At 73.6% G+C, this 25741-nt stretch carries 27 protein-coding genes; 17 read left to right on the top strand and 10 right to left on the bottom strand.

What is annotated here, in order from left to right; translation table 11 throughout:
• Nucleotides 1-810, bottom strand: coding sequence for a DUF1206 domain-containing protein (locus RHODO2019_RS07555; RefSeq protein WP_265384357.1), 810 nt, complete (start codon nt 808-810; stop codon nt 1-3).
• Between the two features lie 174 nt (nt 811-984).
• On the opposite strand from RHODO2019_RS07555, the gene RHODO2019_RS07550 reads away from it, so the two are divergent.
• Nucleotides 985-1140 (top strand): DUF6131 family protein, encoded by a 156-nt coding sequence (locus RHODO2019_RS07550; protein WP_265384673.1) that lies wholly within the window; start codon nt 985-987, stop codon nt 1138-1140.
• An 83-nt stretch (nt 1141-1223) separates the two neighbouring features.
• Here RHODO2019_RS07550 and RHODO2019_RS07545 read toward each other — a convergent pair whose 3' ends face one another.
• From RHODO2019_RS07545 to RHODO2019_RS07525, 5 genes are all read right to left on the bottom strand, one after another.
• Nucleotides 1224-1496: a DUF4235 domain-containing protein gene (locus RHODO2019_RS07545; protein ID WP_265384356.1), complete on the bottom strand. Its 273-nt coding sequence runs from the start codon at nt 1494-1496 to the stop codon at nt 1224-1226.
• Complete coding sequence (locus RHODO2019_RS07540; protein ID WP_265384355.1) at nt 1493-1747, bottom strand: DUF3618 domain-containing protein; 255 nt, start codon at nt 1745-1747, stop codon at nt 1493-1495. The genes RHODO2019_RS07545 and RHODO2019_RS07540 overlap by 4 nt, the downstream gene beginning before the upstream one ends.
• On the bottom strand, nt 1744-2151 hold the full coding sequence (locus RHODO2019_RS07535; RefSeq protein WP_265384354.1) for a phage holin family protein: 408 nt from the start codon (nt 2149-2151) through the stop codon (nt 1744-1746). Before RHODO2019_RS07535 ends, RHODO2019_RS07540 begins: the two co-directional genes overlap by 4 nt.
• Nucleotides 2148-2696 (bottom strand): hypothetical protein, encoded by a 549-nt coding sequence (locus tag RHODO2019_RS07530; protein WP_265384353.1) that lies wholly within the window; start codon nt 2694-2696, stop codon nt 2148-2150. Before RHODO2019_RS07530 ends, RHODO2019_RS07535 begins: the two co-directional genes overlap by 4 nt.
• A gap of 189 nt (nt 2697-2885) precedes the next feature.
• Nucleotides 2886-5315, bottom strand: coding sequence for an ATP-binding cassette domain-containing protein (locus RHODO2019_RS07525; RefSeq protein WP_435532186.1), 2430 nt, complete (start codon nt 5313-5315; stop codon nt 2886-2888).
• A 199-nt stretch (nt 5316-5514) separates the two neighbouring features.
• Between RHODO2019_RS07525 and RHODO2019_RS07520 the strand changes: the two genes are divergently transcribed.
• From RHODO2019_RS07520 to RHODO2019_RS07510, 3 genes are read left to right on the top strand one after another with little or no spacing between them, the layout of a single operon-like run.
• Nucleotides 5515-6408, top strand: a complete 894-nt coding sequence (locus RHODO2019_RS07520; protein WP_265384352.1) for a pyruvate, water dikinase regulatory protein — start codon at nt 5515-5517, stop codon at nt 6406-6408.
• On the top strand, nt 6405-8789 hold the full coding sequence (ppsA, locus tag RHODO2019_RS07515; RefSeq protein WP_265384351.1) for a phosphoenolpyruvate synthase: 2385 nt from the start codon (nt 6405-6407) through the stop codon (nt 8787-8789). The genes RHODO2019_RS07520 and ppsA overlap by 4 nt, the downstream gene beginning before the upstream one ends.
• 20 nt (nt 8790-8809) lie before the next feature.
• Nucleotides 8810-9412, top strand: a complete 603-nt coding sequence (locus RHODO2019_RS07510) for a Pr6Pr family membrane protein (protein ID WP_265384350.1) — start codon at nt 8810-8812, stop codon at nt 9410-9412.
• A 19-nt stretch (nt 9413-9431) separates the two neighbouring features.
• Here RHODO2019_RS07510 and RHODO2019_RS07505 read toward each other — a convergent pair whose 3' ends face one another.
• The gene (locus tag RHODO2019_RS07505; protein WP_265384349.1) at nt 9432-10679 is read right to left on the bottom strand and encodes a saccharopine dehydrogenase family protein; all 1248 of its coding nucleotides are present in this window, start codon (nt 10677-10679) and stop codon (nt 9432-9434) included.
• 144 nt (nt 10680-10823) lie between these two features.
• On the opposite strand from RHODO2019_RS07505, the gene RHODO2019_RS07500 reads away from it, so the two are divergent.
• From RHODO2019_RS07500 to RHODO2019_RS07470, 7 genes are all read left to right on the top strand, one after another.
• The gene (locus RHODO2019_RS07500) at nt 10824-11126 is read left to right on the top strand and encodes a putative quinol monooxygenase (protein WP_265384348.1); all 303 of its coding nucleotides are present in this window, start codon (nt 10824-10826) and stop codon (nt 11124-11126) included.
• Nucleotides 11127-11240: 114 nt separating this feature from the next.
• The gene (locus tag RHODO2019_RS07495; protein ID WP_265384347.1) at nt 11241-11696 is read left to right on the top strand and encodes a CBS domain-containing protein; all 456 of its coding nucleotides are present in this window, start codon (nt 11241-11243) and stop codon (nt 11694-11696) included.
• A gap of 10 nt (nt 11697-11706) precedes the next feature.
• Complete coding sequence (locus RHODO2019_RS07490) at nt 11707-13047, top strand: NAD(P)/FAD-dependent oxidoreductase (protein ID WP_435532208.1); 1341 nt, start codon at nt 11707-11709, stop codon at nt 13045-13047.
• Nucleotides 13044-14495, top strand: coding sequence for a protein adenylyltransferase SelO (locus tag RHODO2019_RS07485; RefSeq protein ID WP_265384345.1), 1452 nt, complete (start codon nt 13044-13046; stop codon nt 14493-14495). The genes RHODO2019_RS07490 and RHODO2019_RS07485 overlap by 4 nt, the downstream gene beginning before the upstream one ends.
• Nucleotides 14496-14633: 138 nt before the next feature.
• A complete protein-coding gene (locus RHODO2019_RS07480) occupies nt 14634-15383 on the top strand; it encodes a 3-hydroxybutyrate dehydrogenase (protein WP_265384344.1) in 750 nt (249 codons plus the stop codon).
• A gap of 16 nt (nt 15384-15399) precedes the next feature.
• Nucleotides 15400-16080, top strand: coding sequence for an alpha/beta hydrolase (locus RHODO2019_RS07475; RefSeq protein ID WP_265384343.1), 681 nt, complete (start codon nt 15400-15402; stop codon nt 16078-16080).
• 152 nt (nt 16081-16232) lie between these two features.
• Nucleotides 16233-17117, top strand: a complete 885-nt coding sequence (locus tag RHODO2019_RS07470) for an MOSC domain-containing protein (protein ID WP_265384342.1) — start codon at nt 16233-16235, stop codon at nt 17115-17117.
• Nucleotides 17118-17338: 221 nt separating this feature from the next.
• Here the strand turns inward: RHODO2019_RS07470 and RHODO2019_RS07465 are convergent, their stop codons facing one another.
• Nucleotides 17339-18199 (bottom strand): acyl-CoA thioesterase domain-containing protein, encoded by an 861-nt coding sequence (locus RHODO2019_RS07465; RefSeq protein ID WP_265384341.1) that lies wholly within the window; start codon nt 18197-18199, stop codon nt 17339-17341.
• Nucleotides 18200-18319: 120 nt separating this feature from the next.
• Here RHODO2019_RS07465 and RHODO2019_RS07460 point away from each other — a divergent pair, with 120 nt between their 5' ends.
• Nucleotides 18320-18460, top strand: a complete 141-nt coding sequence (locus tag RHODO2019_RS07460) for a hypothetical protein (protein ID WP_265384340.1) — start codon at nt 18320-18322, stop codon at nt 18458-18460.
• Nucleotides 18461-18567: 107 nt separating this feature from the next.
• Here RHODO2019_RS07460 and RHODO2019_RS07455 read toward each other — a convergent pair whose 3' ends face one another.
• Nucleotides 18568-19308, bottom strand: a complete 741-nt coding sequence (locus tag RHODO2019_RS07455; RefSeq protein WP_265384339.1) for a glycerophosphodiester phosphodiesterase — start codon at nt 19306-19308, stop codon at nt 18568-18570.
• A gap of 145 nt (nt 19309-19453) precedes the next feature.
• On the bottom strand, nt 19454-20389 hold the full coding sequence (locus RHODO2019_RS07450; RefSeq protein ID WP_265384338.1) for an oxygenase MpaB family protein: 936 nt from the start codon (nt 20387-20389) through the stop codon (nt 19454-19456).
• A gap of 208 nt (nt 20390-20597) precedes the next feature.
• Between RHODO2019_RS07450 and RHODO2019_RS07445 the strand changes: the two genes are divergently transcribed.
• The 5 genes from RHODO2019_RS07445 (at nt 20598) to RHODO2019_RS07425 (ending at nt 25733) form a co-directional block, all read left to right on the top strand.
• Nucleotides 20598-21728: an ABC transporter substrate-binding protein gene (locus tag RHODO2019_RS07445; RefSeq protein ID WP_265384337.1), complete on the top strand. Its 1131-nt coding sequence runs from the start codon at nt 20598-20600 to the stop codon at nt 21726-21728.
• Between the two features lie 64 nt (nt 21729-21792).
• The gene (locus tag RHODO2019_RS07440) at nt 21793-22641 is read left to right on the top strand and encodes an ABC transporter permease (RefSeq protein ID WP_265384336.1); all 849 of its coding nucleotides are present in this window, start codon (nt 21793-21795) and stop codon (nt 22639-22641) included.
• Nucleotides 22642-22736: 95 nt separating this feature from the next.
• A complete protein-coding gene (locus RHODO2019_RS07435) occupies nt 22737-23453 on the top strand; it encodes an ABC transporter permease (RefSeq protein WP_265384671.1) in 717 nt (238 codons plus the stop codon).
• Complete coding sequence (locus RHODO2019_RS07430; protein ID WP_265384335.1) at nt 23450-24508, top strand: ABC transporter ATP-binding protein; 1059 nt, start codon at nt 23450-23452, stop codon at nt 24506-24508. Before RHODO2019_RS07435 ends, RHODO2019_RS07430 begins: the two co-directional genes overlap by 4 nt.
• 49 nt (nt 24509-24557) lie before the next feature.
• Nucleotides 24558-25733, top strand: coding sequence for a N(5)-(carboxyethyl)ornithine synthase (locus RHODO2019_RS07425; protein ID WP_265384334.1), 1176 nt, complete (start codon nt 24558-24560; stop codon nt 25731-25733).
• Nucleotides 25734-25741 lie beyond the last annotated feature (8 nt).

Raw genomic sequence — 25741 nt, 5'->3', positions numbered from 1 at the left:
TCAGCTGGACCGTGCCGGGAAACGTGCGCGCACCGCGCAGTACCCGCCGTAGGCGAGGAACCCCAGCGCGACCAGCGTGAGCAGGACCCGACCGAAGGGCGCGGAGAGGATGGTCGCCATCGCCCCGCCCAGCCCCTGTGCCTTGGCCGGGTCGAAGGTGATCGCGGCCCAGCCGAACAGCCCACCGACTACCCCCAGGGCGAACCCCTTGACGGCGCCACCGACCATGCCGAGCTTCTCGGTCAGCTCGCGTGTCCGCGCGGACGCACCGGTGAGGTCGACCTCGTCGAGGAAGCTGCGCCTGAGCGCCTTGACGATCTGGTACACCCCGATCCCCACGATCACCAGCGCCCCGATCCCGACCAGGATGCGTCCACCCGGAACGCCGAAGAGCCCGGAGGTGCCCTGCTGCTGCGTGGAGCTGGAGCTCTGGGCGCTGCCGCCGGCGGCGTCCTTGCCGGCGGTGACGGCCAGTGCTGCGTAGACCACCACCCGGGCGAGGGATCCGACGAGGTTGCCGACGGAGTCCTTGCGCTCCTCGCCGGTGCCCTGCAGCCCGTCGAGGTGGTGCAGCAGCTCCCCCGCCTGCCACAGCGCCAGGGCGACCAGCCCCAGGGTGAGCAGCCACAGCAGCGCCCGGCCACCGGGTTGTGCCGCGAGCGCGGCCAGCGCCCCCGTCTTGCTGGCCGAGTCCGAGGAGCCCCCGCCCCACGCCAGCTGGAGGGCCAGCCACGCGATGAGGACGTGCACCACCCCGTAGGCGACGAGCCCGACGCGTGCCACGGCCTGGAGCGCGGAGGAGTCCGCCACGCGCTGGGTCCTCGATCGAGCAGTCATGAGCGTCCTCCTGGCCGGGTGAGCTGAGCCTGCCACGCCGCTGGGCCGCGGCGACCCCGAATTGTTCGTTCCGTCCCCGACGCGGTGCGGGAGTAGGAAGTGGCCAGCACCGTCACCCGGCGGGGCAGGACCACGAGAGCAGGCGCGATGATAATTCTTGGGGCAATCCTGTTGGTGATCGGTTTCGTGGCGGGGATCCCGATCCTGTGGACCATCGGCATCATCCTGGTCGTCGTGGGCGCCGTGCTCGCGGTGCTCGGCGCGGCCGGACGCAAGGTCGGCGGCCGCGCTCACTGGTACTGACGCACGCCGGAGCCGGCACCCCGAGCAGGGACGGGACCTCGCAGCAGCTCAGCGCAGCGGCGTGGCCGGGGCCGAGCCCCCGGTCACTGCTGCACCGGGTCGGTCCCCACGGCCTTGCGGAAACCCTTGGCGGTGCCACGGCTGACCGCGGCCTTGACGAGGCCGTAGACCAGCCCGTGGGCGGCTGCGGCGAGGAACACCTGTCGCGCGGGCTGGTCGAGGTCGGCCGGCTTAGGCTCGACGTCGTTGTCGCCGAGGCGCTTCCACACCTGGTTGAACACGGCACCGGCGAGCACACCGCCGGCGATGCTCACGACGAGGTTGACCGGGAAGTAGATGATCTTCGCTGCGCTCACCGGGTGACCAGCTTTCTGAGAAGGACGAGGGCGAGCACGGCGGCCGCCGTGCCCCCGAACACGATGAGGCGGGCACCGTGCCGGTCGGCCAGGGCCTGGTACGCGTCGTGCGCACCGGACTTCGCCCGGGCGGTGACGTCGAGCTTGCGGGTCAGTGCGTCGACGGTGGCGGCGAGCTCGGCCCGCGTCTCCTCCCGGGACTGCTCGGGCGGACGGGGTCGCGTTGACGGGGTGGTCGGGTGCTCGCTCATCGGTGGGCGCTCTCCTTCAGGGTGGCCACGTCGCGCTGGACGCTGGCAATGGTGTCCTGGGGCACCGGCACGGAGTGCTGCGCCTGCTTCACGCCGACCAGGGCGAGCACGCCGCCGACCACGAGCAGCACGACCGCGACGACCAGGGCGGCGAGCCAGGCGGCCAGCACGAGGGCCAGCGCGAGCACCGCGGTGGCCACGAGGGTGGCGCCACCGCCGGCCACGAGCGCGAGGCCCGCTCCGGAGATGCCCAGGCCCACGCCCATCCGGGCGCCCTTCTGCTTGACCTCGGCGGTGGCGTGCGCGACCTCCTGCTGCACGAGCGTGGAGACCTGGGTGGTGAGCCGCTCGAGCAGCGCGGCGGTCGAGAGGTCGTCGGGGCTGCCGTGCACGGGGGTGGTCACCGGCGGACCCGAGAGACGAGCCCGGCGACGACGCTCGCGGGCCGCTGCTGCTCCCCGGCGAACGCGCTGATGACGACCAGCGCCCCGGTGAGGGCGGGCACGGCCCACTGCAGGTAGCGCAGCTGGGCCTGGGCGCCACGGACCTCGGGCGGGGTGGTGGCGATGGGCTCGGTGCCGGCGTGCACGGGCGGGTCCACCGGGTCGGAGACCTTCGAGCCGACCACCCGGCTGTACCCGGTGACGGCCAGGGCGGCCACGGTCAGCACCGTCTTGGTGGTGGCCATCGCGGCGACACCGTCCTGGTGGGCCAGGCGGGAGCGGTTGCCGCGCAGCTGGCCGAGGCTGCCCAGCAGGTGGGCGCCGATGGCGGCGGCGTTGACCGGGGTCCAGCGGTCCCAGCCGTCGTTGGTCACGTGGCCGACGGCCTCGGGGTCCTTCGCCTGGGCGGCGGCCGGGTTGAGCGCCACGGCGTTGGCCAGGGTGCCGCCGAACCAGGCGGCGAGACCGACGTCGTGCAGCGCGCGGGAGACGGTGTTGCGGGTCATGGGTGTCCTCCGGCCGACCGTGCGGCGCTGCGCTGCGGACGGCCCGTGGGAGTGGGTCCCGTGCGCACGGGCGCGACGGTCACCGCCGGACGGCGGTGCGGGGGCTCGGCGCACCCGGACTCTGGAGCGGGCCGAGCCTCGAACGTGATCAACGAACCAGTCCCGCCCGACCGGCGCAGAACGAAGGCGTCATCGGCCGACGTGGGCCGCCAGGTGCGTGCCGGTCAGGGTGGCGCGGGAGGCGACCAGGTCGGCCGGGGTCCCCTCGAAGACGACCCGCCCGCCGTCGTGGCCGGCGCCGGGGCCGAGGTCGATGATCCAGTCGGCGTGGGCCACCACTGCCTGGTGGTGCTCGATGACCACCACCGACCTCCCGTCGTCGACCAGCCGGTCGAGCAGGCCGAGCAGACGCTCGACGTCCGCGAGGTGGAGCCCGGTGGTGGGCTCGTCCAGGACGTACAGACCACCCTTCTCCCCCAGGTGGGTGGCCAGCTTGACCCGTTGCCGCTCACCGCCGGAGAGCGTGCTCAGCGGCTGCCCGAGGGTGAGGTAGCCGAGCCCGACGTCGACGAGACGGCCGAGGATCACCCGCGCGGCGGGCAGCCGCACGCCGCCCTCGCCGAAGAACTCCGCCGCCTGGCTGACCGACAGCGCGAGGACCTCGCTGATGTCCTTTCCGCCGAGCCGGTGCTGCAGGACCGCCGCGTCGAACCGCCTGCCCTCACAGACCTCGCAGACGGTGGCCACCGCCGCCACCACCGCCAGGTCGGTCTGGACGACCCCGGAGCCGTTGCAGGCCGGGCAGGCCCCCTCGCTGTTGGAGCTGAACAGCGCCGCCTTGACGCCGTTGGCCTTGGCGAACGCCGTGCGGACGGGATCGAGCAGGCCCGTGTACGTCGCGGGGTTGCTGCGCCGCGAGCCGCGCAGCACGCCCTGGTCGACCGACACCACGCCCTCGCGCCCGGAGACTGACCCGTGCACCAGCGAGCTCTTCCCCGAGCCGGCCACCCCGGTGACGACCACGAGCACCCCGAGGGGGATGTCGACATCGACGTCCCGCAGGTTGTGGGTGGTGGCCCCGCGCACCCGCAGCACCCCGGACGGCGTCCGCAGGGTGGGCTTCAGCGCCGCCCGGTCGGCGAGGTGGCACCCGGTGACGGTGCCACTGGCCCGCAGCCCCGCCACCGTTCCCTCGAAGACGATGCGGCCGCCCCCGTCGCCCGCGCCGGGACCGAGGTCGACGACGTGGTCGGCGATGGCGATCATCTCCGGCTCGTGCTCCACCACCAGCACCGTGTTGCCCTTGTCCCGCAGCTGGAGCAGCAGGTGGTTCATCTGCTCCACGTCGTGCGGGTGCAGCCCGGTCGACGGCTCGTCGAAGACGTAGGTGACGTCGGTGAGGCTGGAGCCGAGGTGGCGGATCATCTTCGTCCGCTGCGCCTCGCCCCCGGAGAGGGTGCCGGACCGGCGGTCGAGCGAGAGGTAGCCGAGACCGATCTCCACGAAGGAGTCCAGGGTGGCCCCCAGCCCTTCCAGCAGCGGCGCCACCGTCGGCTCGTCGAGGCCGTGGACCCACGCGGCGAGGTCGCTGATCTGCAGGGCGCACGCGTCGGCGATGCTCGTGCCCCCGATGGTCGACGAGCGGGCTCCGGCGGTGAGCCGGGTGCCGTCGCAGTCGGGGCAGGTGGCGAAGGTGACCGCGCGCTCCACGAAGGCCCGCACGTGCGGCTGGAGCGCGTCGACGTCCTTGGACAGCACCGACCTCTTCAGCCTGGGGATCAGACCCTCGTAGGTGAGGTTGATGCCGTCCACCGTGATCTTGGTCGCCTCCCGGTGCAGGAGGTCGCGCAGCTCCCTGCTCGTGTACCGGCGGATCGGCTTGTCCGGGTCGAAGTAGCCCGAGCCGAGGAAGATGCGCCCGAACCATCCCTCCATGCTGTAGCCGGGGATGGTGAACGGGTCCTCGCGGAGCGACTTCGTCTCGTCGTAGAGCGCCGTCAGGTCGATGTCGGTGACCGAGCCTCGACCCTCGCAGCGCGGGCACATCCCGCCGGTGACGCGGAAGCTCCGCCGCTCCTTCACCGTCCGTCCGCCCCGCTCGACGGTCACCGCCCCGGCCCCCGAGAGGGACGCCACGTTGAACGAGAACGCCTGGGGCGGGCCGAGGTGCGGCCGGCCGAGGCGGCTGAACAGGATGCGCAGCAGCGCGTTCGCGTCGGTGGCCGTGCCCACGGTGGAGCGGGGGTCGGCGCCGAGGCGCTCCTGGTCGACGATGATCGCCGTGGTCAGCCCGTCGAGCAGGTCCACGTCCGGTCGGGTGATGGTGGGCATGAAGCCCCGCAGGAAGGCGCTGTAGGTCTCGTTGATCATGCGCTGGGACTCCGCAGCGATCGTGCCGAAGACCAGCGAGCTCTTGCCCGAGCCGGAGACCCCGGTGAACACCGTCAGCCGCCGCTTGGGGATGTCGAGGCTGACGTCCTGCAGGTTGTTCACCCGCGCACCGCGCACCCGGATCAGGTCGTGGCCGTCCGCGGGGACCGCGCTCGTCGCCCCCGCTCTGCTCGTCGTCGCCGCTCCGGTCGGGGCTGTCGCGACGTCGGGGATGGGCGGCTGCGGCACCCCGGCACCGTACGTCGCGGCCGTTCCGGGGTGTTGACGACGAGGCGCGCGCAGCCGCAGTGGTGGACCGCGGCGGTCCACACCGTGATGCTGTGACGATCACCGGTGCCGTGACGATCGACGCCGTCGTCCTGGGAGGTCGCACCACCGTGAGAGCCCGTCCCGTGCCGCCCGCGCCCACCTCGCACCGGGGTGAGCCGTGACCGCCGCGGTCAGCACCCCCGACGACGACCACGTCGTGCCCGTGTTCTTCCTCTCCGACAGCACCGGGATCAGCGCGGAGACGATGGGCAACGCGCTGCTCATCCAGTTTCCCGACGTGTCCTTCGAGCGGACCCTCATCCCCTTCATCTCGACCGTCGAGCAGGCCCGTGAGGTGGTCGCGCAGCTCGACGAGGCCATGGAGGGGCCGGTGACCCCGCTGGTGTTCACCACCGCGGCCGTGGACGAGGTGCGCGAGGAGCTGCTGCGCACCAGGGCCCCCATCATCGACTTCTTCGGGATGCACATGGGGATGGTGGAGGCCCAGCTGGGCCAGCGCGGGCTGCGCGAGGCCCGCCGGCTGCACGGGGTGGGCGACGTCCGGCGCTACAACAGCCGGATGGCCGCCATCGAGTTCGCCATCGAGCACGACGACGGCCTGGGCACGCGCGGGCTCGACCGGGCCGACGTGGTGCTGCTGGCCCCCTCGCGCTGCGGCAAGACCCCCACCGCGATGTACCTGGCCCTGCAGCACGGACTCTTCGTGGCCAACTACCCCCTCGTCGACGAGGACCTGGAGACCACCGACCTGCCGCGCCCCGTCCAGGACCTCGCCGGCCGGTGCTTCGGGCTGACCACGACGGCGTCGCGGCTGAGCCGGGTGCGCCAGGAGCGTCGCCCCGACTCCCGGTACGCCTCCGAGGACCAGTGCCGGTGGGAGCTTCGGCAGGCGGGCGAGATGTACTCCACCCACCACCTGCCCACCGTCGACACCTCGGCGGCGTCGGTCGAGGAGATCGCCGCCGTCGTCATCCAGACCCTGGCCCGCCAGCGGCGCGCCGACGAGCGCTCCGGCCGTGACCAACCCCGAGGAAGGACCACCCGCGCATGAGCACGGACACCACCGCAGAGGACAACGTCCGCTGGTTCGCCGAGATCGGGCTGGGGGACCTGGAGGTCGTCGGCGGGAAGAACTCCTCGCTCGGCGAGATGATCTCCAACCTGGCCGACGCCGGGGTCAGCGTGCCGGACGGCTTCGCCACCACGGCGTCGGCCTACCAGCGCTTCCTCGGCGACACCGGCCTCGCGGACCGCATCAACGACCAGCTGCGCGCCCTGGACACCGACGACGTGCGGGCGCTGGCCGCCGCGGGCAAGGAGATCCGAACGCTGGTGGTCGAGCAGCCGTTCCCGCCCGCGCTGGAGGCCGACGTCCGCGCGGCCTACGACCAGCTCGTCGGGGGTGACGCGGAGGCCTCGTTCGCCGTCCGCTCCAGCGCCACCGCGGAGGACCTCCCGGACGCCTCCTTCGCCGGGCAGCAGGAGACCTTCCTGAACGTGCGCGGCATCGACGCCGTGCTGCAGGCCATCCGCGAGGTCTACGCCTCCCTCTACAACGACCGCGCCATCGCCTACCGGGTGCACCACGGCTTCGCCCACGAGGCGGTCTCGCTCTCGGCCGGGGTGCAGCGGATGGTGCGTTCCGACGTCGGGGCGTCCGGGGTGCTGTTCACCATGGACACCGAGTCCGGCTTCCGCGACGCGGTGTTCGTGACCTCGGCCTACGGCCTCGGTGAGGGTGTGGTGCAGGGCGCGGTGAACCCCGACGAGTTCTACGTCTACAAGCCGGCCCTGGCGGCCGGCCGCCCGGCGATCCTCAAGCGCGGGGTGGGCGAGAAGGCCACCAAGATGGTCTACACCGACGACGCGACCGTCGGGCGCACGACCGAGTTCGTGGACGTGGACCCCGCCCAGCGCGGGCTGCTCTCGCTGTCCGACGACGAGGTGGAGGAGCTGGCCCGGCAGGCGGTGAAGATCGAGGAGCACTACGGCCGCCCGATGGACGTCGAGTGGGGCAAGGACGGCCTGACGGGGAAGATCTCCATCCTCCAGGCGCGGCCCGAGACGGTCCAGAGCCGTACCGGCAGCACCACCGAGCGCTTCCGGCTCACCGGCACCGGGAACGTGGTCGTCGAGGGTCGCGCCATCGGTCAGAAGATCGGGGCGGGCGCGGTCCGGGTGCTCTCCGACATCGAGGAGATGGACTCCTTCACCCCCGGCGACGTGCTCGTGGCCGACATGACCGACCCCGACTGGGAGCCGATCATGAAGCGGGCCTCGGCCATCGTCACCAACCGCGGCGGGCGCACCTGCCACGCCGCGATCATCGCCCGCGAGCTGGGCATCCCTGCCGTCGTCGGCACCGGCGACGCCACCCGCACCCTGTCCGACGGCCAGGAGGTCACCGTCTCCTGCGCCGAGGGCGACACCGGCCTGGTGTACGAGGGCCTGGTCGACTTCGAGGTGGAGCAGACCCGGCTCGACGCCATGCCCGAGATCCCCACCAAGATCATGATGAACGTGGGGACCCCGGAGCAGGCGTTCGCGTTCTCCCGGCTGCCGCACGCCGGCGTGGGGCTCGCGCGGCTCGAGTTCATCATCAACCGCCAGGTCGGGGTGCACCCCCGCGCGCTGCTGGAGCTCGACACCCTGGACGCCCCGCTGAAGGCGAAGATCACCGAGCGGATCGCGGCCTACCCCTCGGCCCGGGCGTACTTCGTGCAGCGGGTGGCCGAGGGCATCTCGATGATCGCCGCGGCCTTCGCACCGGAGCCGGTGATCGTGCGGATGAGCGACTTCAAGAGCAACGAGTACGCGAACCTGCTCGGCGGGGAGGCCTACGAGCCGCACGAGGAGAACCCGATGCTGGGCTACCGCGGCGCGTCCCGCTACCTCTCGGCCGACTTCGCGGAGTGCTTCGCCATGGAGTGCGAGGCGCTGCGGCACGTCCGCGACGAGATGGGGCTGACCAACGTCAAGATCATGATCCCGTTCGTGCGCACGGTGAGCGAGATCGTGGGCGTCGTCGAGCTGCTGGCCAGCCACGGCCTGCGTCGCGGGGAGAACGACCTCTCGGTGGTGATGATGTGCGAGCTGCCCTCCAACGCGCTGCTGGCCGACGCCTTCCTCGACCACGTCGACGGGTTCTCCATCGGCTCCAACGACATGACGCAGCTGGTGCTGGGCCTGGACCGCGACTCCAGCCTGGTCGCGGCCGGCTTCGACGAGAGGGATCCCGCGGTGCTCGCCGTCATCGAGATGGCCATCACGGCCTGCCTGGCGCGCGGCAAGTACGTCGGCATCTGCGGGCAGGGGCCCAGCGACCACCCGGACCTCGCGGAGTGGCTGGTGGACAAGGGGATCGAGACGATGTCGCTGAACCCCGACACCGTCGTCGACACCTGGCTCCACCTGGCGAAGACGCGCCGGTGAGCGGGGCGCGGTGGCCCCTGGTGTCCGTCCGGCTGGCGCTGGCGTTCCTCGGGTTCAGCGCGGTCGTCACCGAGATCGCCACCCTGGTGGCCCGGGGCGTCTTCGTGCCGGCGAACTTCTTCAGCTACTTCACCATCGAGTCCAACGTGCTGGCCGTGGTGAGCCTCGTGCTGGGCGCCGTGGCCGCAGCCACGAGGACCCGCTCCACGGGGCTCGAGGTGTTCCGGGGCGCGGTCGCGCTGTACATGACCACCGTCGCGCTCGTGTTCATCGTGCTGCTGTCGAACCGTCCCGCGAACGAGCTCACCGCGGTGCCGTGGGACAACACCGTGCTGCACTACCTCATGCCGGCCGCGGTCCTGCTCGACTGGGTGCTGAGCGGACGGTCCGCGGCGGTGCCCTACCGGCGAGCCCTGCTGTGGCTGGCGGTGCCGGCCGCCTACCTCGTCCACAGCCTGGTGCGCGGTCGGGTGGTCGGCTGGTACCCCTACCCGTTCCTGGACCCCGCGACGGCCGGCTACGCCGGGGTGGCCCTGACCTCCGCGGTCGTCGCCGTCGTCCTCGCCGCCGTGACGTGGGTGGTGGCCCGGGCCCCTGGCTGGGTGCCCGGGACGCGGTCCTGAGGCCACGGTCCTGGGGCGGTCAGCGGAGCCGGTCGACGGTGATCGTCATGCCTGCGGCGCGCAACCGGTCGGCGAGCACCTCACCGAGGGCGGTGGCGGGGGTGAGCACCCCGGCCGCGACGGGCAGGCGCTCACCGTCCAGGGCCAGGGCGAGGCCGGCCTCGCCGAGCAGGACCGCCGTGGCCTTGTACCCGGGGTCGCCCTGGGCGGCGAAGGTCGCCCGGTAGCGGTCGCCGGTGGTGGTGCGGGTGTAGGTGCGCAGGGTGAAGTACCCCCCCTCGCGGGTGGCCTCGTCCGGCCCGGTGCCGGGCTTGGGCGCCACGCGGTCGAGGACCTTCAGCCCCACCCCGCGGGAGACGAGTGGGCCGAGGAGGTCGTAGCCGGCCAGGGCCCCGGCCATCCCGGCGGCGAGCACGGGTGCCGCGAACGAGCTGCCCGTGCTCATCACCTCTCGGTAGCGGAACGTCGGCCCGTAGGACCAGTCCAGCAGCGCCGCGCTGCGCCGGACGATCCGCGTGTTGTGGTAGGCCATCAGGAAGCTGGCGACCCACCCGGTCAGGCTCGGGTCGATCGTCGCGGCACGCTGCAGGGCCCGGTCGGACTGCGGTCCGAGGTCGGGCTCCCGGGCCCGGTCCGGGCTCAGCGTGTACGGGTCGGCCAGCACGGCACCCAGCGACGGATCGGCAGCGACGGCGGCCATCTGCCCGCGCCCGGAGGCGATCGTGCCCCCGCTCACGCCACCCTTGGCCACGGCCACCATCGTCGTGTCGCCCAGGGAGCCCGCGGCGTCGGCGGCCACCCGCTGGTGCAGCAGGAGCACGCTGAGGTCCGACGGGACGGAGTCGAACCCGCACGAGCTGACGATCCGCGCCCCGGAGGCGACCGCGGTGGCGTCGAGCTCGTCGATGCAGCGCCGGACGAACAGCGGCTCACCGGTGAGGTCGCCGTAGTGCGTGCCCGCCCGGGCGCAGGCCCGGGCCAGCGGCATCCCGTGGGCGGCGTACGGGCCCACGGTGGTGATCACGGCCGTCGTCCGCCGGGCGAGCTCGTCCAGCGCGTCCTGGTCGGTGGCGTCGGCCACGACCAGCTCCCAGCCCGCGGCGGCGGGGCCCAGGGCGTCCCGCACGGCGCGCAGCTTCTTCGCCGAGCGGCCGGAGAGGGCGATGCGGGTGCCCGCGGGGGCGGCGGCGGCCAGGTGGGCCGCGGTCAGCGCTCCGACGAACCCGGTCGCTCCGTGCAGGACGAGGTCGAGATCTCGGGTCGTCATGTCAGCTCCGTACGGGGTCGGGGTGGGGAGGGGGTGGCGTGGGCACCATCCCACCACTGCCCCCCGGCCCGGCTCCGGAGCCACCGGCGACGACGGGCACGATGGTGCCCGACACCGGGCACCCGGTGCAGGACGGAGACCGCCATGACCACGATCGTCCACCTCGAGCTCCAGCTCGACGCCGGCCGGCTCGAGGAGGCCGCGACCGTCATCCGGGAGACCCTCGAGGCCACCCGCGCGTGGCCCGGCAACGAGGGGCTCGAGGTGATCGTCGACGATGCGGACCCCGCCCGGGTGGTCGTCGTCGAGCAGTGGGCGAGCACGGCTGACCACGACGCCTACGCCGCCTGGCGGCTGACCCCCGAGGGGGCCCACCAGCTCGCCGAGATCGTCGTCGCGCGCCCGGTCAAGACGATCTACTCCCGACGGATCCCCCTCGACTCCTGACCCGCGGGTGCGCAACCGACCTCCGTCGTGCGCTCGGGCGGCGTTCGGCGCGAGGATGGGGGTCGTCGTCGACCGACCCACCGGTCGTCCCCCCAGGCGCTCGAGAGGAGTCCCGTGATCCCCTCCGGAGCGACCGTGCGCGAGGTGGCGGTCACCGCTCCGAAGACGCTGCCCGCGGACACCACCGTCGGGGAGGTGCGGGCCGCCTTCACCGACGCCCACGTGCACGTGGTGCTGCTCGTCGACACCACCCGGCGCACCTCCGATCGACGCCCTCTCACGCTGCTCCTCGGAACCCTGCTCCGCAGCGACCTCCCGGACGGCGCGGCGGGGTCCTCGGCCGCCCTCGGGCTGGCGACCCTCGCCGGGCGCACGGTGGACCCGGCGACCCCCGCCCTGGACGCCCACCGCCGGCTCGTCGCCACCGGGCAGCGGCGCCTGGCCGTGGTGGGACCGCGGCGGGAGCTGGTGGGGCTGCTGTGCCTGCGGGCCGACGGCAGCAGCTTCTGCACCGACGCGGGTGTGGCAGCCCGGGAGTGCGATCGCGCAGCTGCCGCGGGACGTGGCTAGCCTCGTCCGGGTGGGCAACGGGCGGACGAGGGTGCTGGTCATCGGTGGCGGGTTCGGCGGGCTGTTCTGCGCCCGGAAGCTCGGTGGTGCGGACGTGGACGTCACGCTCCTGGACCGCGCGGCCGGACACGTGTTCCAGCCGCTGCTCTACCAGTGCGCCACGGGCACGCTCAGCGTCGGCCAGATCAGCCGCTCGCTGCGCGAGGAGCTCGCGGGCCACCGCAACGTCACGACCCTGCTCGGGGACGCCGTCGACCTCGACCCCGCGGCCCGCCGCGTCACCGCCCGCCGGCCGGACGCCACCAGCTACACGCTCGACTACGACGTGCTCGTGCTGGCCGCGGGCATGCGGCAGTCCTACTTCGGTCACGAGGAGTTCGCGAGGTGGGCGCCGGGGATGAAGACCCTCGACGACGCCCTCACCATCCGGCGGCGGCTGTTCGGCGCGTTCGAGATCGCCGAGACGCTGCCCCCGGGTCCCGAGCGGGACTCCTGGCTCACCTTCGTCGTGACCGGGGGAGGTCCCACGGGGGTGGAGCTGGCCGGGCAGATCCGGGAGATGGCCACCCGCGCCCTGGCCCACGAGTTCCACAGCATCAACCCCACCGACGCCCGGGTGCTGCTGTTCGACGGAGGGGACCGGCTGCTGACGAGCTTCGCCCCCGGGCTGTCGGGCAAGGCCACCCGGACCCTGGAGCAGCTGGGGGTGGAGGTTCACCTGGGGGTGCACGTCACCGACGTCCGCCGTGACGGGGTCACCGTCTCGCCGAAGGCCGGTGGCCCCGACGAGGAGCACACCGCCCGGACCGTCCTGTGGACCGCGGGGGTGGAGGCCGTGCCCTTCGCGCGCCGGGTCGCGGAGGTGCTCGGAGCCACCAGCGACCGGTCGGGGCGCATCGCCGTCGACGCCGACCTGACCGTTCCCGGTCACCCGGAGGTGTTCGTCATCGGCGACCTCGCCGGGCGCGACCACCTTCCCGGCGTGGCCGAGAACGCCATGCAGGGCGGCCTGCACGCGGCGGCCTGCATCCGGGCCGACCTCGCCGGCGCACCCCGCACGCCCTACCGGTACCGGGACCTCGGCTCGGCGGCCTACATCAGCCGAGGGCACGCCCTGCTGCAGGCCGGCCCGGTGAAGCTGGCCGGGTTCCCGGGCTGGCTCGGCTGGGGTCTCATCCACATCGCCTTCCTCACCGGCGTGCAGAACCGGGTCAGCACCGTCGCCACCTGGCTGGGCACCATCGCCCGGGCACGTCGGACCGACCGCGCGTTCCTGCTCGGCACCTCGACGTCCCCGGAGCAGCCCTACACCTGGTCGACCGGAGAGCCGGACGTAGCCTCGACGTCATGACCCAGGCTCCGCCGACCGTGTCGCTGCAAGCCCTCTTCGCGCGTGCGCTGCCCGAGATGGCGCAGCCGTGGCAGGCCGAGGCGGCACCCGACCCGCAGGTGCTGGTCCTGAACGAGGCGCTGGCCACCGAGCTCGGGCTGGACCCGGCGTGGCTGCGGAGCGGGGCCGGGGTGGGCCTGCTCACCGGCAACGCCGTTCCCGCGGGCGCCACGCCGGTGGCGCAGGCCTACGCCGGGCACCAGTTCGGCCAGTACAGCCCCCGGCTCGGGGACGGACGGGCCCTGCTGCTCGGTGAGCTCACCGCGGCCGACGGGACCCTGCGGGACCTGCACCTCAAGGGCTCCGGCCGCACCCCGTTCGCCCGCGGGGGTGACGGGCTGGCCGCGGTGGGACCGATGCTGCGCGAGCACGTCACCAGCGAGGCGATGCACGCCCTCGGCATCCCCACCACCCGGTCCCTGGCCGTCACCGCCACCGGTCGCCACGTCGTGCGGGAGGACCTGCTGCCCGGCGCGGTGCTCGCCCGCACCGCGAGCAGCCACCTCCGGGTGGGCAGCTTCCAGCTCGCCCGCGCCACCGGCGACCCGGACCTGCTGCGCCGCCTGGCCGACCACGCGATCGCCCGGCACCACCCGGCCGCGGCCGACGCCGAGAACCCCTACCTCGCCCTGTTCGCCGGTGTCGTCTCCGCGCAGGCCACCCTCGTCGCACGCTGGATGCTGGTGGGTTTCGTCCACGGGGTGCTGAACACCGACAACGTGACCATCTCGGGCGAGACCATCGACTACGGACCGTGCGCGTTCCTGGACGCCCACGACCCGGCGACCGTCTTCAGCTCGATCGACCACGCCGGGCGCTACGCCTACGGCAACCAGCCCGTGGTGACGCAGTGGAACCTGGCCCGGCTCGCGGAGGCCCTGCTGCCGCTGGTCCACGAGGACGAGGAGCAGGCCGTCGCGGCGGTGGTCGAGGTGCTGGGTCGCTTCGAACCGTCCTACGACGCCGCCTGGTCGGCCGGGATGCGGGCCAAGCTCGGCCTGCCGGAGGACTCTGACCACGCTCCCCTGCGCGACGAGCTGCTGGGGCTGATGACCCGCGACCACGTGGACCACACGAGCTTCTTCCGGGCCCTGGGCCACGCGGCCCGCGGCGACGCCGAGCCCGCGCGCAGCCTGGTGCTGGACCTGGGCGCGATCGACGGCTGGCTCGAGCGGTGGCGTGCGCTGGGGCCCGACGCCGAGGTGATGGACCGGGTGAACCCGGTCTACGTCCCGCGCAACCACCTGGTGGAGGAGGCGCTCGCGGCGGGCACCGAGGGTGACCTCGCACCCCTGCAGCAGCTGCTGGACGCGGTCTCGGACCCGTACCGGGAGCGCCCCGGGCTGGAGCGCTACGCCGCGCCGGACCCGGACGCCTCCCCGGGGTACCGCACGTTCTGCGGGACCTGACCGTCCCGGTGCCGGGGGTCCCGGCGCGGTGTCCCCGGGCGGGCCTGCAAGAGTGGGACCACCACACCGAGGAGGTCCCACGATGGCCCTGGACGAGCTGCACCGATCCCCGACCTGCGCCGTGCCGGGAGCCCTGGGGTGAGCGGCACCCAGCAGGACCGGCACGTCCTGGTCACCGGGGCCGGGGCGGGCATCGGCGAGGCGATCGCCCGGGCCTTCGCCGCCGAGGGGGCCCGGGTCACGGTGGCCGACGTCGACTCCGACGCCGCGCACCGGGTGGCCGGGGACGTCGGCGGCACCCCGTGGGTGGTCGACCTGACCGACACGGCGGCACTGGCCGAGCTCACCCTGGACTGCGACGTGCTGGTCAACAACGCCGGGATCCAGCACGTCAGCCCCATCGAGGACTTCCCGCCGCAGGCCTTCCACCGCATCCTCACCCTGATGCTGGAGGCACCGTTCCTGCTGGTCCGGGCCGCGCTGCCGCACATGTACGCCCAGGGCTTCGGTCGCGTGGTGAACATCAGCTCGGTGCACGGGCTGGTGGCCTCGCCGTACAAGTCGGCCTACGTGGCGGCCAAGCACGGGCTGGAGGGACTGTCCAAGACCATCGCGCTGGAGGGCGGCGGCCGCGGGGTCACCAGCACCTGCATCTCGCCCGGCTACGTGCAGACCGCCCTCGTGCAGGCGCAGGTCGCCGACCAGGCCCGCACCCGCGGGATCCCCGAGGACGAGGTCCTCGAGAAGGTGTTCCTGGCCGAGAGCGCCGTCAAGCGGATGGTCACCGCCGAGGAGATCGCCGGACTGGCCGTGTGGCTCGCGGGCCCCGGCGGGGGCATGGCCAACGGCTCCAGCCACACCCTCGACGGCGGGTGGAGCGCGCGGTGAGCCTTCCGGGACCAGCGTGAACCCCTCCCCCCGGCTGCTGACCACCTGGGGTGCGCGCCGTCCCCGCGGCGTCGTCCTCCTGCTGCACGGCGGCTCCGAGGTGAGCCACCTGCCCGCCTCCCGCTGGGGCGTGGCAGCCCTGCGGATGCTGCCGGTCGCCCTGGCCACCGTGCGGGCCGGTCGCGGGCGCGTGCACGTGCTGCGCCTGGTCAACGCTGTGCGGGGGTGGAACGGCGCGGAGCAGTCGGCCGTGGTGGACGCCCGGTGGGCGCTCGCCGAGGTCCGACGGCGCCACCCCGGCCTGCCCGTGGCCGTGGTCGGGCACTCCATGGGCGGCCGGGCCGCGCTGCACGTCGCCGACGACCCGTCGGTGCGCGTGGTGGTGGGCCTGGCGCCGTGGGTCACCCCCACCGAGCCTGCCCGGCTGCTGGACGGCCAACAGGTGGTCCTGGTGCACGGCTCCCGGGACCGGACGACGAGCCCCGAGGCCAGCGCGGAGCTCGTCCGTGCGGCCCAGGGGGTGGCCACCACGGCCACCCTGGTCCGCGCCGCCGGGCAGGGGCACGCGCTGCTGGCTCGGCGGGACGCCGCCGGCCTGCTCGCCGCCCGGCTGGCCGTGGCCGTCCTGGTCGGCGGGCGCTCGACCCCGCTGGCCGCCGGAGCCCTTCGGCCCGGCTCCCCCGTGCTCGACCTCTGATCCCCGGGTGCGCCACGGGGAGCTCGACGAGCTCACGCTGGAGGAGCCTGCTCGGCATCATCGACGGCTGCCACCCGAGCTTCACCGACGAGGCTCACGTCCGGTCCGGCAGCCCCGGCCCTCCCCTGCTGCCGGGCCCGTACGGTCCAGGCATGTCGATCACCGTCACCGGGATCCGTCGCTACCCCGTGAAGTCCTGCCGGGGTGAGGAGCTGGACAGCGCGGTGGTCGAACCGTGGGGGCTCGCCGGCGACCGCCGCTGGATGGTGGTCGACGCGGCCGGCCGGTTCGTCACCGCGAGGGTGGAGCACCGGCTGCTGCTCGTGCACCCGCGGATCGTCGAGGACGGGCTGGAGCTCACCGCCCCGGGGCTGCCCCCGATCCACGTCCGCGCACCCGGCGCCGGCTCGGAGCGCATCTCGGTCCAGATCTGGTCGAGCACGGTGGACGCCGCCCTCGCCGTCGGCGCTGACGCGTGGTTGACGGAGGCGATCGGCACCTCCGCCCGCCTGGTCCACCTGGACGACCCGACCCTCCGCGCCACCGACCCCACGTTCTCCCGGCCCGAGGACCGCGTGTCCTTCGCGGACGGCTACCCGCTCCTGCTGGCCTCGCAGGACTCGCTCGCCGCGCTGGACGAGCTCGTCGCGGCCGGTCCCCTCGCCGACGAGGGGCCGCTGTCGATGACCCGGTTCCGGCCCAGCCTGGTGGTCGCCGGGGCCCCGGCGTGGGACGAGGACCGCTGGCGGCGGATCCGGGTGGGCGGGGCCGTGTTCCGCGTGGTCAAGGGGTGCGCGCGGTGCGTGATGACCACGCTCGACCCCACGACGGCCGAGGGCGGCAAGGAGCCGATCGCCACCCTGGCCCGGCACCGGCGCTGGGACGGGCAGACCTGGTTCGCGGTCAACCTGGTGCCGGACTCCCCCGGCGCGAGGATCTCCGTCGGGGACGGCGTCGAGGTGCTGGAGGCGGGCGATCCCGCGGACGGCCCCCTGCGCGCGACGACGGTGGCCGCCCGGGGCGCAGAGCACCGCTGACGTCGGTGGCCGTCCGCGGTCTGCTGCTCCGGAGACCCACTACCCCAGCTTTCACGAGGGCGCCGCCGAGGCGCTGCCCCTCTCCACCGCACCGTGGTGGCCGGAGCCGTCGCTGACCCGGGCAGGCTCGACCCGTGACCCGCATCGTGCAGTGCCTGGACAAGCTCGAGCGCCACGGTCGACGGGCCCCTCCGCCGGCGGGGCGGGACGAGCCCGGTGGGTCAGCCGGTGCGAAGACCCACCGTGGCCGCCACCACGAGGGTGTCGGACTGCACCAGGGCGACCCGGAGCAGTCGGCTGCGCCGGCTCTCCCGCAGCACCTCCACCCGAGCCGTGACCGACGCGTCCACGGTCGCCGCGGACACGAAGTCCACCTGCACCGAGCCCAGCACGGAGCTCCCGTCCGGGGCCTCGGCGGCGAGCACGGCCAGGCCCACCAGCACACCGCCCTGCACGCCCCCCACCCGGTTGGCCATGAGGGTGGACGGCCGCAGCACCAGCCCCGCCGGCGACCACTGCGTGGACCCGCGCAGCACCGCCTCGCTCCACGACCGAGCACCTGCGGACCGGCTGTGCCGCAGCCCGTCCCGCTCGTCCGGGGTGAGGTCCTCCTCGCGCAGCGGACCGTGCGGGGTGGGACCGGCCTGCTCCCACGGGATCGGCGGGAGTCCGTCACCCAGCACCGCGAAGGCCACCGAGCCGGTGCCCACCACCTCGGCGCCGGCGAGCACCGTGGTGCTCGCCACCGCGAGCCGCCCGAGCTCGGCGACCTCCGGGACGTGCACCGCCAGGTCCGCGGTCGGGGGCAGGGCTCCGAGCAGGTGCACCGCCAGCGACGTGGTCGCCAGACGCCGGTCGCCCCCGATCCGGGACCGGATCGCCGCACCCGCCGCCAGGTCGACCAGCATCGCGAGATCGGTGGACCCGGCCGCTCCCGCGGCGTCCGCCGCGGCAGCGAGGGTGGTGCCCGGTCGGGTGCGGTCCACCGATCGGTACCCGGCCAGGCAGGCCAGCGCGGGTGCACCGGTGGCCCGGTGCAGCGCGAGGCCGTCGAGCACGGCCGCGGTGGGGGGTGCGGTCACCGGTGGGCTCGCAGGACCGTCGGCACAGGAGCTCCTCGGGGTCGTGGTGGTGGCGGACCCACACCGTAGGACGCCGGGTCGTCAGCCAGGATGGTCGGCACGACGAGCGAGGGGGCCACGATGACCGACGGAGAGCTGGTGGTCGAGATCGCCGCGCAGAACCTCGCCGTGCGGGGCGAGCTCCGCGGACGGGCCTTCGAGCTCGCCGTCGAGCAGGTGGTGCGGATCGTGCTGCGCCTGCGCGACGGACCCGACGACTGACGCCCCCCGGCCGCAGCTCCGCCACCGGCCGCGGGCGGGCAGGTCACCGGGGGACGGTGGTTCAGAACGCGCGGTCGGGCGGGGTCAACGCCTCTCGGCGGGCGGGGTCAACGGTGGGGTCCCTCGCCCAGCACGTGCAGCGTCTCCTGCACGGCGTCCACGCAGACGGCGTCCACGCCGAGGTCGGCGAGCGCCGGCACCTGGGCCGGCACCGCACCCCACACCAGCACCTGCACCCCGAACCTGCGGGCCACCTCGAACACGTCCTCGGCCGGCGCCTCCGCGGGGTGGTTGCGCAGCACCGCGTCCACGTGCGGGCACACCGCGTGCGCCCGCATGCGGATGGCAGCGGCCACCGAGCCGTGCAGCGACGCCTCGTCCTCGGTGAGCCAGCCCGTGGGCACGGAGTGCTCGTGCGCGCGGACCACCACCGTGGGGTCGAAGGAGGTCAGCAACCAGGGCCGCTCCCGCGCGTGCGCGGCCAGGAAGGCCAGCGCGGCGGTGGTCGTCGCGTCGGACCCGTCCTCGCTGGGCAGACCCACCTTCACCTCGACGTCGATGCCCACGTGCGAGGGCAGCTCGGCGTGCAGGCGCTCCAAGGTCAGCAGGTCCCGGGCGGTCCAGTCCACGGCGTCGGCAGCGCTGACGTAGCCGGTGGCGTCGCGCAGGTCGTGGCGGACCACGAGCCCGGCGTCGCGCGAAGCCTGAACGTCCAGCTCCACCCACGGTGCGCCCTGGTCGGCGGCCCACCGGAACGCCGCGAGGCTGTTCTCCCGGGTGCCCGCCGGACCGGTGCCCGTGCCGCTGCCGCGGTGCGCGACGAGGGTCAGCCCCAGGTCGGTGAACACAGGGGGACGGCGGGGCGCCGCCGGAGGGTAGGACGACGGAGATGCCTCGGCCGGCCCGGCCGAGGAGGGAGCCATGATCACCCCCGCCAGCGTGCCACCCGGCGGGCGCCACGCCCACACCGCGGCGCACGGTGTGTCGCACGGATCAGGACCCGGGTGCGGCTCCCGGGCCCGGAGTCGTGGCGGGGTCGGTCGCCTCGTCGCCGGCCCCGCGCGGGAAGGGGCACCCGCGGGTGGGAAAGGTGCCGAGCTCGTCGACGGTGTAGCCACCCGGGTAGCTGCGGATCTGGGGCAGCTGGCGGGCGAACCGGGGCTCGGTGCGCGGGCGCATCCGCCGCACCGCTGCCGCACGCAGCCGCATCGCCGCCCGGGAGGCCCACCGCACCGGCGCCGACGGCCGCGGGTAGCGCAGGGCCCGCAGCAGGCGGTCGTCCATCAGGGCGTGGGAGAACGTGCGGATCACCGCCCTCGGGGCGAGGTGGTTCGGCGGGAACGTCGTCATGAGGTCGAGGGTGGCGTCGGCGACCGCACGGCCACCGTCGGTCCAGCCGAAGGTGCGCAGCTCGCGGGTCTCCAGCAGTGCCGTGAACTGCGCCCAGGTCTGCGGCACGTCCCGCATGCCCATGTGTCGACCGAGCTCGGCGTAGTACCGCACGCTCGCCCGCTGCTCGACCGCGCTGAGCGGGCGCCAGCCGTGGTCGTCGAGCCAGCGCGCGGGCACCACCACGAAGGTGGCCAGCACGTACAGCATGTCCTCGTTGCTGATCGGGTAGGCGCCGTGCATCTGGTTCATCCGCCGCACCGCGGCCCGTCCCCGCGTGCTGCCCAGCCCGTGCTCGAGCACGGCGTCGAGGATGAGCCCGGTGTCGTCGTAGCGCTTCTGCACCCGCTCGGTGAACTCACCCGTGCGGCCGAGGAGCTCGCCGATGCTGGGCACCGCGTAGGTGCGGAACAGCGCGAAGCCCAGCGACTGGTTGAGGTCCCAGGGGAACTCCAGCGTCGCCACCTGGCGGTAGATCTCCTCGAACTCCGTCTCCGGATCGAGGGTGGCCAGCAGGTCCCGACGGTCGTACCGACCCACGTCGTCTCCCCTGCTCGGCGGAGCCCCGAGTGAACGTCGACGGTGGCCGCGTGTCAACGCCCGGACGCACCTCCACGCACCGCCACGCACCCCGCCGGCCACCTGCAGGACGTCTCCGGTCTGTCCCTCGGACACCGCATCGGGCTACCTTCACCGCACACGACCCGGACGCGCTCCGCCGTCCGGGTGTGGAGCCCTGGAGGAAACCGTGGCCCGCACGACCGTCCGCGTCCTGTCCCTGATCGCGGCTGCCGCCGTCGCCGCCACCGTCACCGCCTGCTCCCCACCCGCGTCCGACTCCGCCGCGGCGTCCACGCCGGCGGGCTCCGCGACCAGCGTCGCGGACCTCGGTGGGATGGATGCGCTGGTCACCGCGGCCAAGGCCGAGGGCAAGCTCAACGTCATCGCGCTGCCGCCGGACTGGACCAACTACGCCGAGGTCATCTCCACCTTCGAGTCCACCTACGGCATCACCGTGAGCTCCGCGCAGCCGGACGCCTCCAGCGCCGACGAGATCACCGCCGCCAAGCAGCTGGCGGGCCAGGACACCGCGCCGGACGTCTTCGACCTCAGCCAGTCGGTCACCGTCGCCAACACGGACATGTTCGCGCCCTACAAGGTCGCGACCATCGGTGACGTGCCGGACGGTCTGAAGGACCCCAACGGCAAGTGGACCAACGACTACGGCGGCTACATGTCCATCGGCTACGACTCCGCCACGGTCCCCGCACCCACCACCGTCGCCGACCTGATGAAGCCCGAGTACAAGGGCAAGGTCGCCCTCAACGGCGATCCGACGCAGGCCGGCGCCGCGTTCAACGGCGTCATGATGGCCTCCCTCGCCTCGGGCGGCTCCGCCGACGACGTTTCCCCCGGCGTGGACTTCTTCTCCAAGCTCAACAAGGCGGGCAACTTCCTGCCGCTGGACCCGACCCCGGCCACCATCGAGTCCGGCCAGACCCCCGTCGTCATCGACTGGGACTACCTCAACGCGGCGGAGTCCACCAAGACCGGGGGGCTCGCGAGCTGGAAGGTCGTGGTGCCCAAGGGCGCCGTCGTCGGCGGTTACTACGCGCAGGCCATCAACGCGCAGGCACCGCACCCGGCGGCCGCCCGGCTGTGGCAGGAGTTCCTGTACTCCGACGTCGGCCAGAACCTGTGGCTCAAGGGTGGGGCCCGGCCCGTCCGCGCGGACGCGATGATCACCTCGGGCACGATCGACAAGGGCTTGCTGGCGAAGCTGCCCGCGGTCTCGGGCACCCCGGTGTTCCTGACCCCGGCGCAGACCGACGCCGCCGCAGCCACTCTCAACAGCACCTGGGCCAAGGCCATTGCCTGAACCGCACCGGACTGACCCAACCCCCGGGTCGGCGGCGCTGTCCGCCCGTCGCCGACCCGGCTGGGTGCTCCGGCTCCGGCCGCTGCTGGGGCTGACCCCCTTCGCGGTCTTCGTGGTGCTCTTCCTCGTCATCCCCACGCTGGTCGTGGTCATCGGCTCGCTGCTGGACGCGAACAACGCCCCCACCCTGGCCAACCTCCAGGCGTTGACCGACTCCAGCGTGCTCACGGCCTTCCGTCGCAGCATCCTGCTCTCGGCGAGCACGGCCGCGGTCGGGGCGGTGGTCGGCGGCCTCCTCGCCCACGCCGTCAGCACGGCACGGCCCGACGGGTTCCTCCGCCGTGCCGTCACGGCCGCCTCCGGCGTGCTGGCGCAGTTCGGCGGGGTCACCCTGGCGTTCGCGTTCGTGGCCACCATCGGTCTGCAGGGCCTGGTCACGGTCTTCGCCAAGGACAACCTGGGCGTCGACATCTTCGCCGGTGGGGTGTGGCTGTTCCAGCTGCCCGGCCTGATCCTGGTCTACGCCTACTTCCAGATCCCGCTGATGGTCATCGTGTTCCTCCCGGCGCTCGACGGGCTGCGGGCCCAGTGGCGAGAAGCATCGGACAGCCTCGGGGGCTCCACCTGGCAGTACTGGCGCCACGTCGGTGGTCCCCTGCTGCTGCCGTCCTTCCTCGGCTCGGCCCTGCTGCTGTTCGCCAACGCGTTCTCCGCCTACGCCACCGCTGCGGCGCTGGTCAGCCAGGGCGCGCCCATCGTCCCGCTGCAGATCCGGGCGGCGCTGACCAGCGAGGTGCTGCTGGGCCGGGCCGACCTGGCCAAGGCGCTCGCCCTCGGCATGGTCGTCGTGGTGGCCGTCGTCATGACCGCCTACGCGCTGCTGCAGCGCCGGACCTCGAGGTGGCTGCAGTGAGCACCGTCGCGCGCCGGCGCAGGCGCCGCCAGGCCACCCAGCGATGGGTGGTGCTGACCGTGCTCGGGGTGTTCTTCGCCCTGCCCCTGCTGAGCATGCTCGAGTTCACCACCCGCGGACGGGCCGGTGAGGGCCGCACCCTCCGGGTGTGGACGGGGCTGGTCAGTGCCAGCAGGCTGACCACCGACTACTCGGACCTGCTCGCCGGGGCCCGCGCCTCGTTGGTGCTCGCCGTGCTCACGGTCGTCCTCATGCTCGTCCTGCTCGTGCCGACCATGGTGTGGACGCGGTTGCGGGTGCCCCGGGCGGCACGGGTGCTGGAGTTCGTCTGCCTGCTCCCGCTGACCATCCCGGCGATCGTGCTCGTGGTCGGCCTGGCCCCGGTGTACGCGTGGGTCTACTACTTCTTCGGCAGCGGCTCGGCCACCCTGACCTTCGCCTACACCGTGCTCGTGCTGCCCTACGCCTTCCGCGCGCTGGACTCCGGCCTCTCGGCGGTGGACCTCAAGACCCTCGCCGAGGCCGCCCGCAGCCTGGGGGCCGGCTGGTTCGTGGTCATGTGGCGGGTGGTGGTGCCGAACCTGCGGCCGGCCCTGCTGTCCTCGGCGTTCATCTCCGTCGCCCTGGTCCTGGGCGAGTTCACCGTGGCCTCCCTGCTCAACCGGCAGAACCTGCAGGTGGCCATCAACTTCCTCAGCAAGCGCGACGCGGCGGCGGCGGTGGCGGTCTCCCTGGCCGCCCTGGTGCTGGCGTTCGCGCTGCTGATCGTGCTGTCGCTGGTCGGCAGCCGCACCCGACGGAGACGCGCATGACGAGCCCTGCCGCCCCCGCGGTCCCGGTCAAGGGAACCGCGGTGCACCTGGACCACCTCACCCGCACCTACGGCCCGGTCCGGGCCCTGGACGACCTCGAGCTCGAGCTGGCACCCGGCGAGATGGTGGTGCTGCTGGGGCCCTCGGGCTGCGGCAAGACCACGGCCCTGCGGGCCCTGGCCGGGCTCGAGGACGTGGACAGCGGGCGGGTGGTCGTGGGGGGCAGGGACGTCACCGAGCTGCCGACCAACAAGCGCGACATGGGCATGGTGTTCCAGGCCTACAGCCTGTTCCCGCACCTGTCCGCCCTGGACAACGTGGCCTTCGGGCTCCGCCTGCGGGGGGCGTCCACGAAGGACCGCCGCCGCCGCGCGGGCGAGGTGCTGGAGCTCGTGGGGCTGTCGGCGATGGCCGACCGGTACGCGAGCGAGCTCTCGGGTGGGCAGCAGCAGCGGGTGGCCCTGGCCCGCGCCCTGGCCATCGAGCCCTCGGTGCTGCTGCTGGACGAGCCGCTCAGCGCCCTGGACGCCAAGGTGCGCACCCAGCTGCGCGAGGAGATCCGGCGCATCCAGCAGGAGGTCGGCACCACCACGCTGTTCGTCACCCACGACCAGGAGGAGGCCCTGGCTGTGGCCGACCGCGTCGGCGTGATGCGGGCCGGACGGATCGAGCAGATCGCGGCCCCGCACGAGGTGTACTCCCGGCCCGCGACCGCATTCGTCGCCGACTTCATCGGTCTCAGCAACCAGGTGCCCGGCAGCGTCTCCGGCGGTGCCGCGCACCTGCTCGGCACCCGTCTACCCCTGGTGGACCCGGCCACCGCCGACGGACCGGTCACGATCTTCGTGCGCCCGGAGGACGTCCACCTGCACGAGGACGACGCCGGGACCGCGACGGTGCTGAGCTCGAGCTTCCTGGGGGCCGTGCGCCGCACCACCGTCACCCTGCCCGACGGGACCACCGTGGTCAGCCAGCACGCGAGCCCGCTCGTGCCGGGTGACCGCGTTCGCGTCGAGCTCGACGTGGTGCCGGTGGTCTGCTCGCCCCGCTCCTGACCCGACCCGGTCCTGGCTCGTGCCGGGGCCCCGAACGAGGAGTCCCGACGTGGACCAGCTCAGCCTCGGAGTCGTCAGCGTCTCCCGCAAGACCGACGAGCGCCGCCTGCCGATCCACCCGGCGCACGTGGCCCGCATCGACCCGGAGCTGCGCGCCCGGACGTTCCTCGAGCGCGGTTACGGCGAGCGGTTCGGGGTGGGTGACGCCGAGCTCGGCCCCCTGGTGGCAGGCATGCTCACCCACGCCGAGCTCGTCGCCCGGTGCGACGTCCTGCTGCACGCCAAGCCGCTGCTGGCCGACGTGGCCGAGCTCCGCGAGCACCAGGTGCTGTGGGGCTGGCCGCACGTGGTCCAGGACCCGGCCCTGACCCAGCTGGCCATCGACAAGCGGCTCACCCTGATCGCGTTCGAGGCGATGAACCACTGGAACTCCGACGGATCGTTCTCCCTGCACGTGTTCCACAAGAACAACGAGCTCGCCGGGTACAGCTCCGTGCTGCACGCGCTGCAGCTCGTCGGGATCACCGGCGACTACGGGCGCCGGCTCAAGGCAGCGGTGATCGGCTTCGGGGCCACCGCCCGTGGCGCCGTGACCGCGCTCAACGCCCACGGGGTGCACGAGGTGCACGTGCTCACCACCCGCGACGTCTCGGCGATCGCCAGCCCCATCCACTCCGCCTGGATGGTCCAGCTCGACCACGACGCCCGCACCGTCGACGTGCTCACCCCGCGGCGCAGCCACGCGACCACCGACGCCGGCCGGGTGCCGCTGGCCGGGTTCCTCGCCGAGCACGACATCATCGTCAACTGCGTCCTGCAGGACACCTCCGCCCCGCTGACGTTCCTGGTGGAGGAGGACCTGCCCCTGCTCGCCCCGGGCACCCTCGTGGTGGACGTCTCCTGCGACGAGGGCATGGGGTTCAGCTGGGCGCGGCCGACCACCTTCGCCGAGCCGATGTTCACCGTCGGCAAGGGTGTGCACCACTACGGCGTCGACCACAGCCCCTCCTACCTGTGGGACTCCGCGACGTGGGTGAACAGCAACGCCCTGCTGCCCCACCTGGCGGCGGTGATGGGTGGTCCTGCGGCCTGGGCGGCCGACGAGGTGGTCTCCCGGGCCGTCGAGGTGCAGGACGGCGTGGTGCGCAACCCGGCCGTGCTCGCCTTCCAGCACCGGGCACCGGGCTACCCGCACGCCGTGCTGGGCGACGCCCCGGCCCCCTGACCCACCTG

Origin of the sequence: Rhodococcus antarcticus (assembly GCF_026153295.1) — a bacterium.
GTDB classification, from domain to species: domain Bacteria; phylum Actinomycetota; class Actinomycetes; order Mycobacteriales; family Mycobacteriaceae; genus Rhodococcus_D; species Rhodococcus_D antarcticus.
The sequence above is the reverse complement of the archived record's forward strand: the minus strand, read 5'-3'. Positions and strand labels throughout refer to the sequence as shown.

Coding starts and splice junctions, on each gene's coding strand:
- RHODO2019_RS07550 (WP_265384673.1), top strand. CDS start 985: ATGATAATTCTTGGGGCAATCCTGTTGGTGATCGGTTTCGTGGCGGGG.
- RHODO2019_RS07540 (WP_265384355.1), bottom strand. CDS start 1,747: ATGAGCGAGCACCCGACCACCCCGTCAACGCGACCCCGTCCGCCCGAG.
- RHODO2019_RS07530 (WP_265384353.1), bottom strand. CDS start 2,696: ATGACCCGCAACACCGTCTCCCGCGCGCTGCACGACGTCGGTCTCGCC.
- ppsA (WP_265384351.1), top strand. CDS start 6,405: ATGAGCACGGACACCACCGCAGAGGACAACGTCCGCTGGTTCGCCGAG.
- RHODO2019_RS07505 (WP_265384349.1), bottom strand. CDS start 10,679: ATGACGACCCGAGATCTCGACCTCGTCCTGCACGGAGCGACCGGGTTC.
- RHODO2019_RS07500 (WP_265384348.1), top strand. CDS start 10,824: ATGACCACGATCGTCCACCTCGAGCTCCAGCTCGACGCCGGCCGGCTC.
- RHODO2019_RS07485 (WP_265384345.1), top strand. CDS start 13,044: ATGACCCAGGCTCCGCCGACCGTGTCGCTGCAAGCCCTCTTCGCGCGT.
- RHODO2019_RS07470 (WP_265384342.1), top strand. CDS start 16,233: ATGTCGATCACCGTCACCGGGATCCGTCGCTACCCCGTGAAGTCCTGC.
- RHODO2019_RS07460 (WP_265384340.1), top strand. CDS start 18,320: ATGACCGACGGAGAGCTGGTGGTCGAGATCGCCGCGCAGAACCTCGCC.
- RHODO2019_RS07435 (WP_265384671.1), top strand. CDS start 22,737: ATGCTCGAGTTCACCACCCGCGGACGGGCCGGTGAGGGCCGCACCCTC.
- RHODO2019_RS07430 (WP_265384335.1), top strand. CDS start 23,450: ATGACGAGCCCTGCCGCCCCCGCGGTCCCGGTCAAGGGAACCGCGGTG.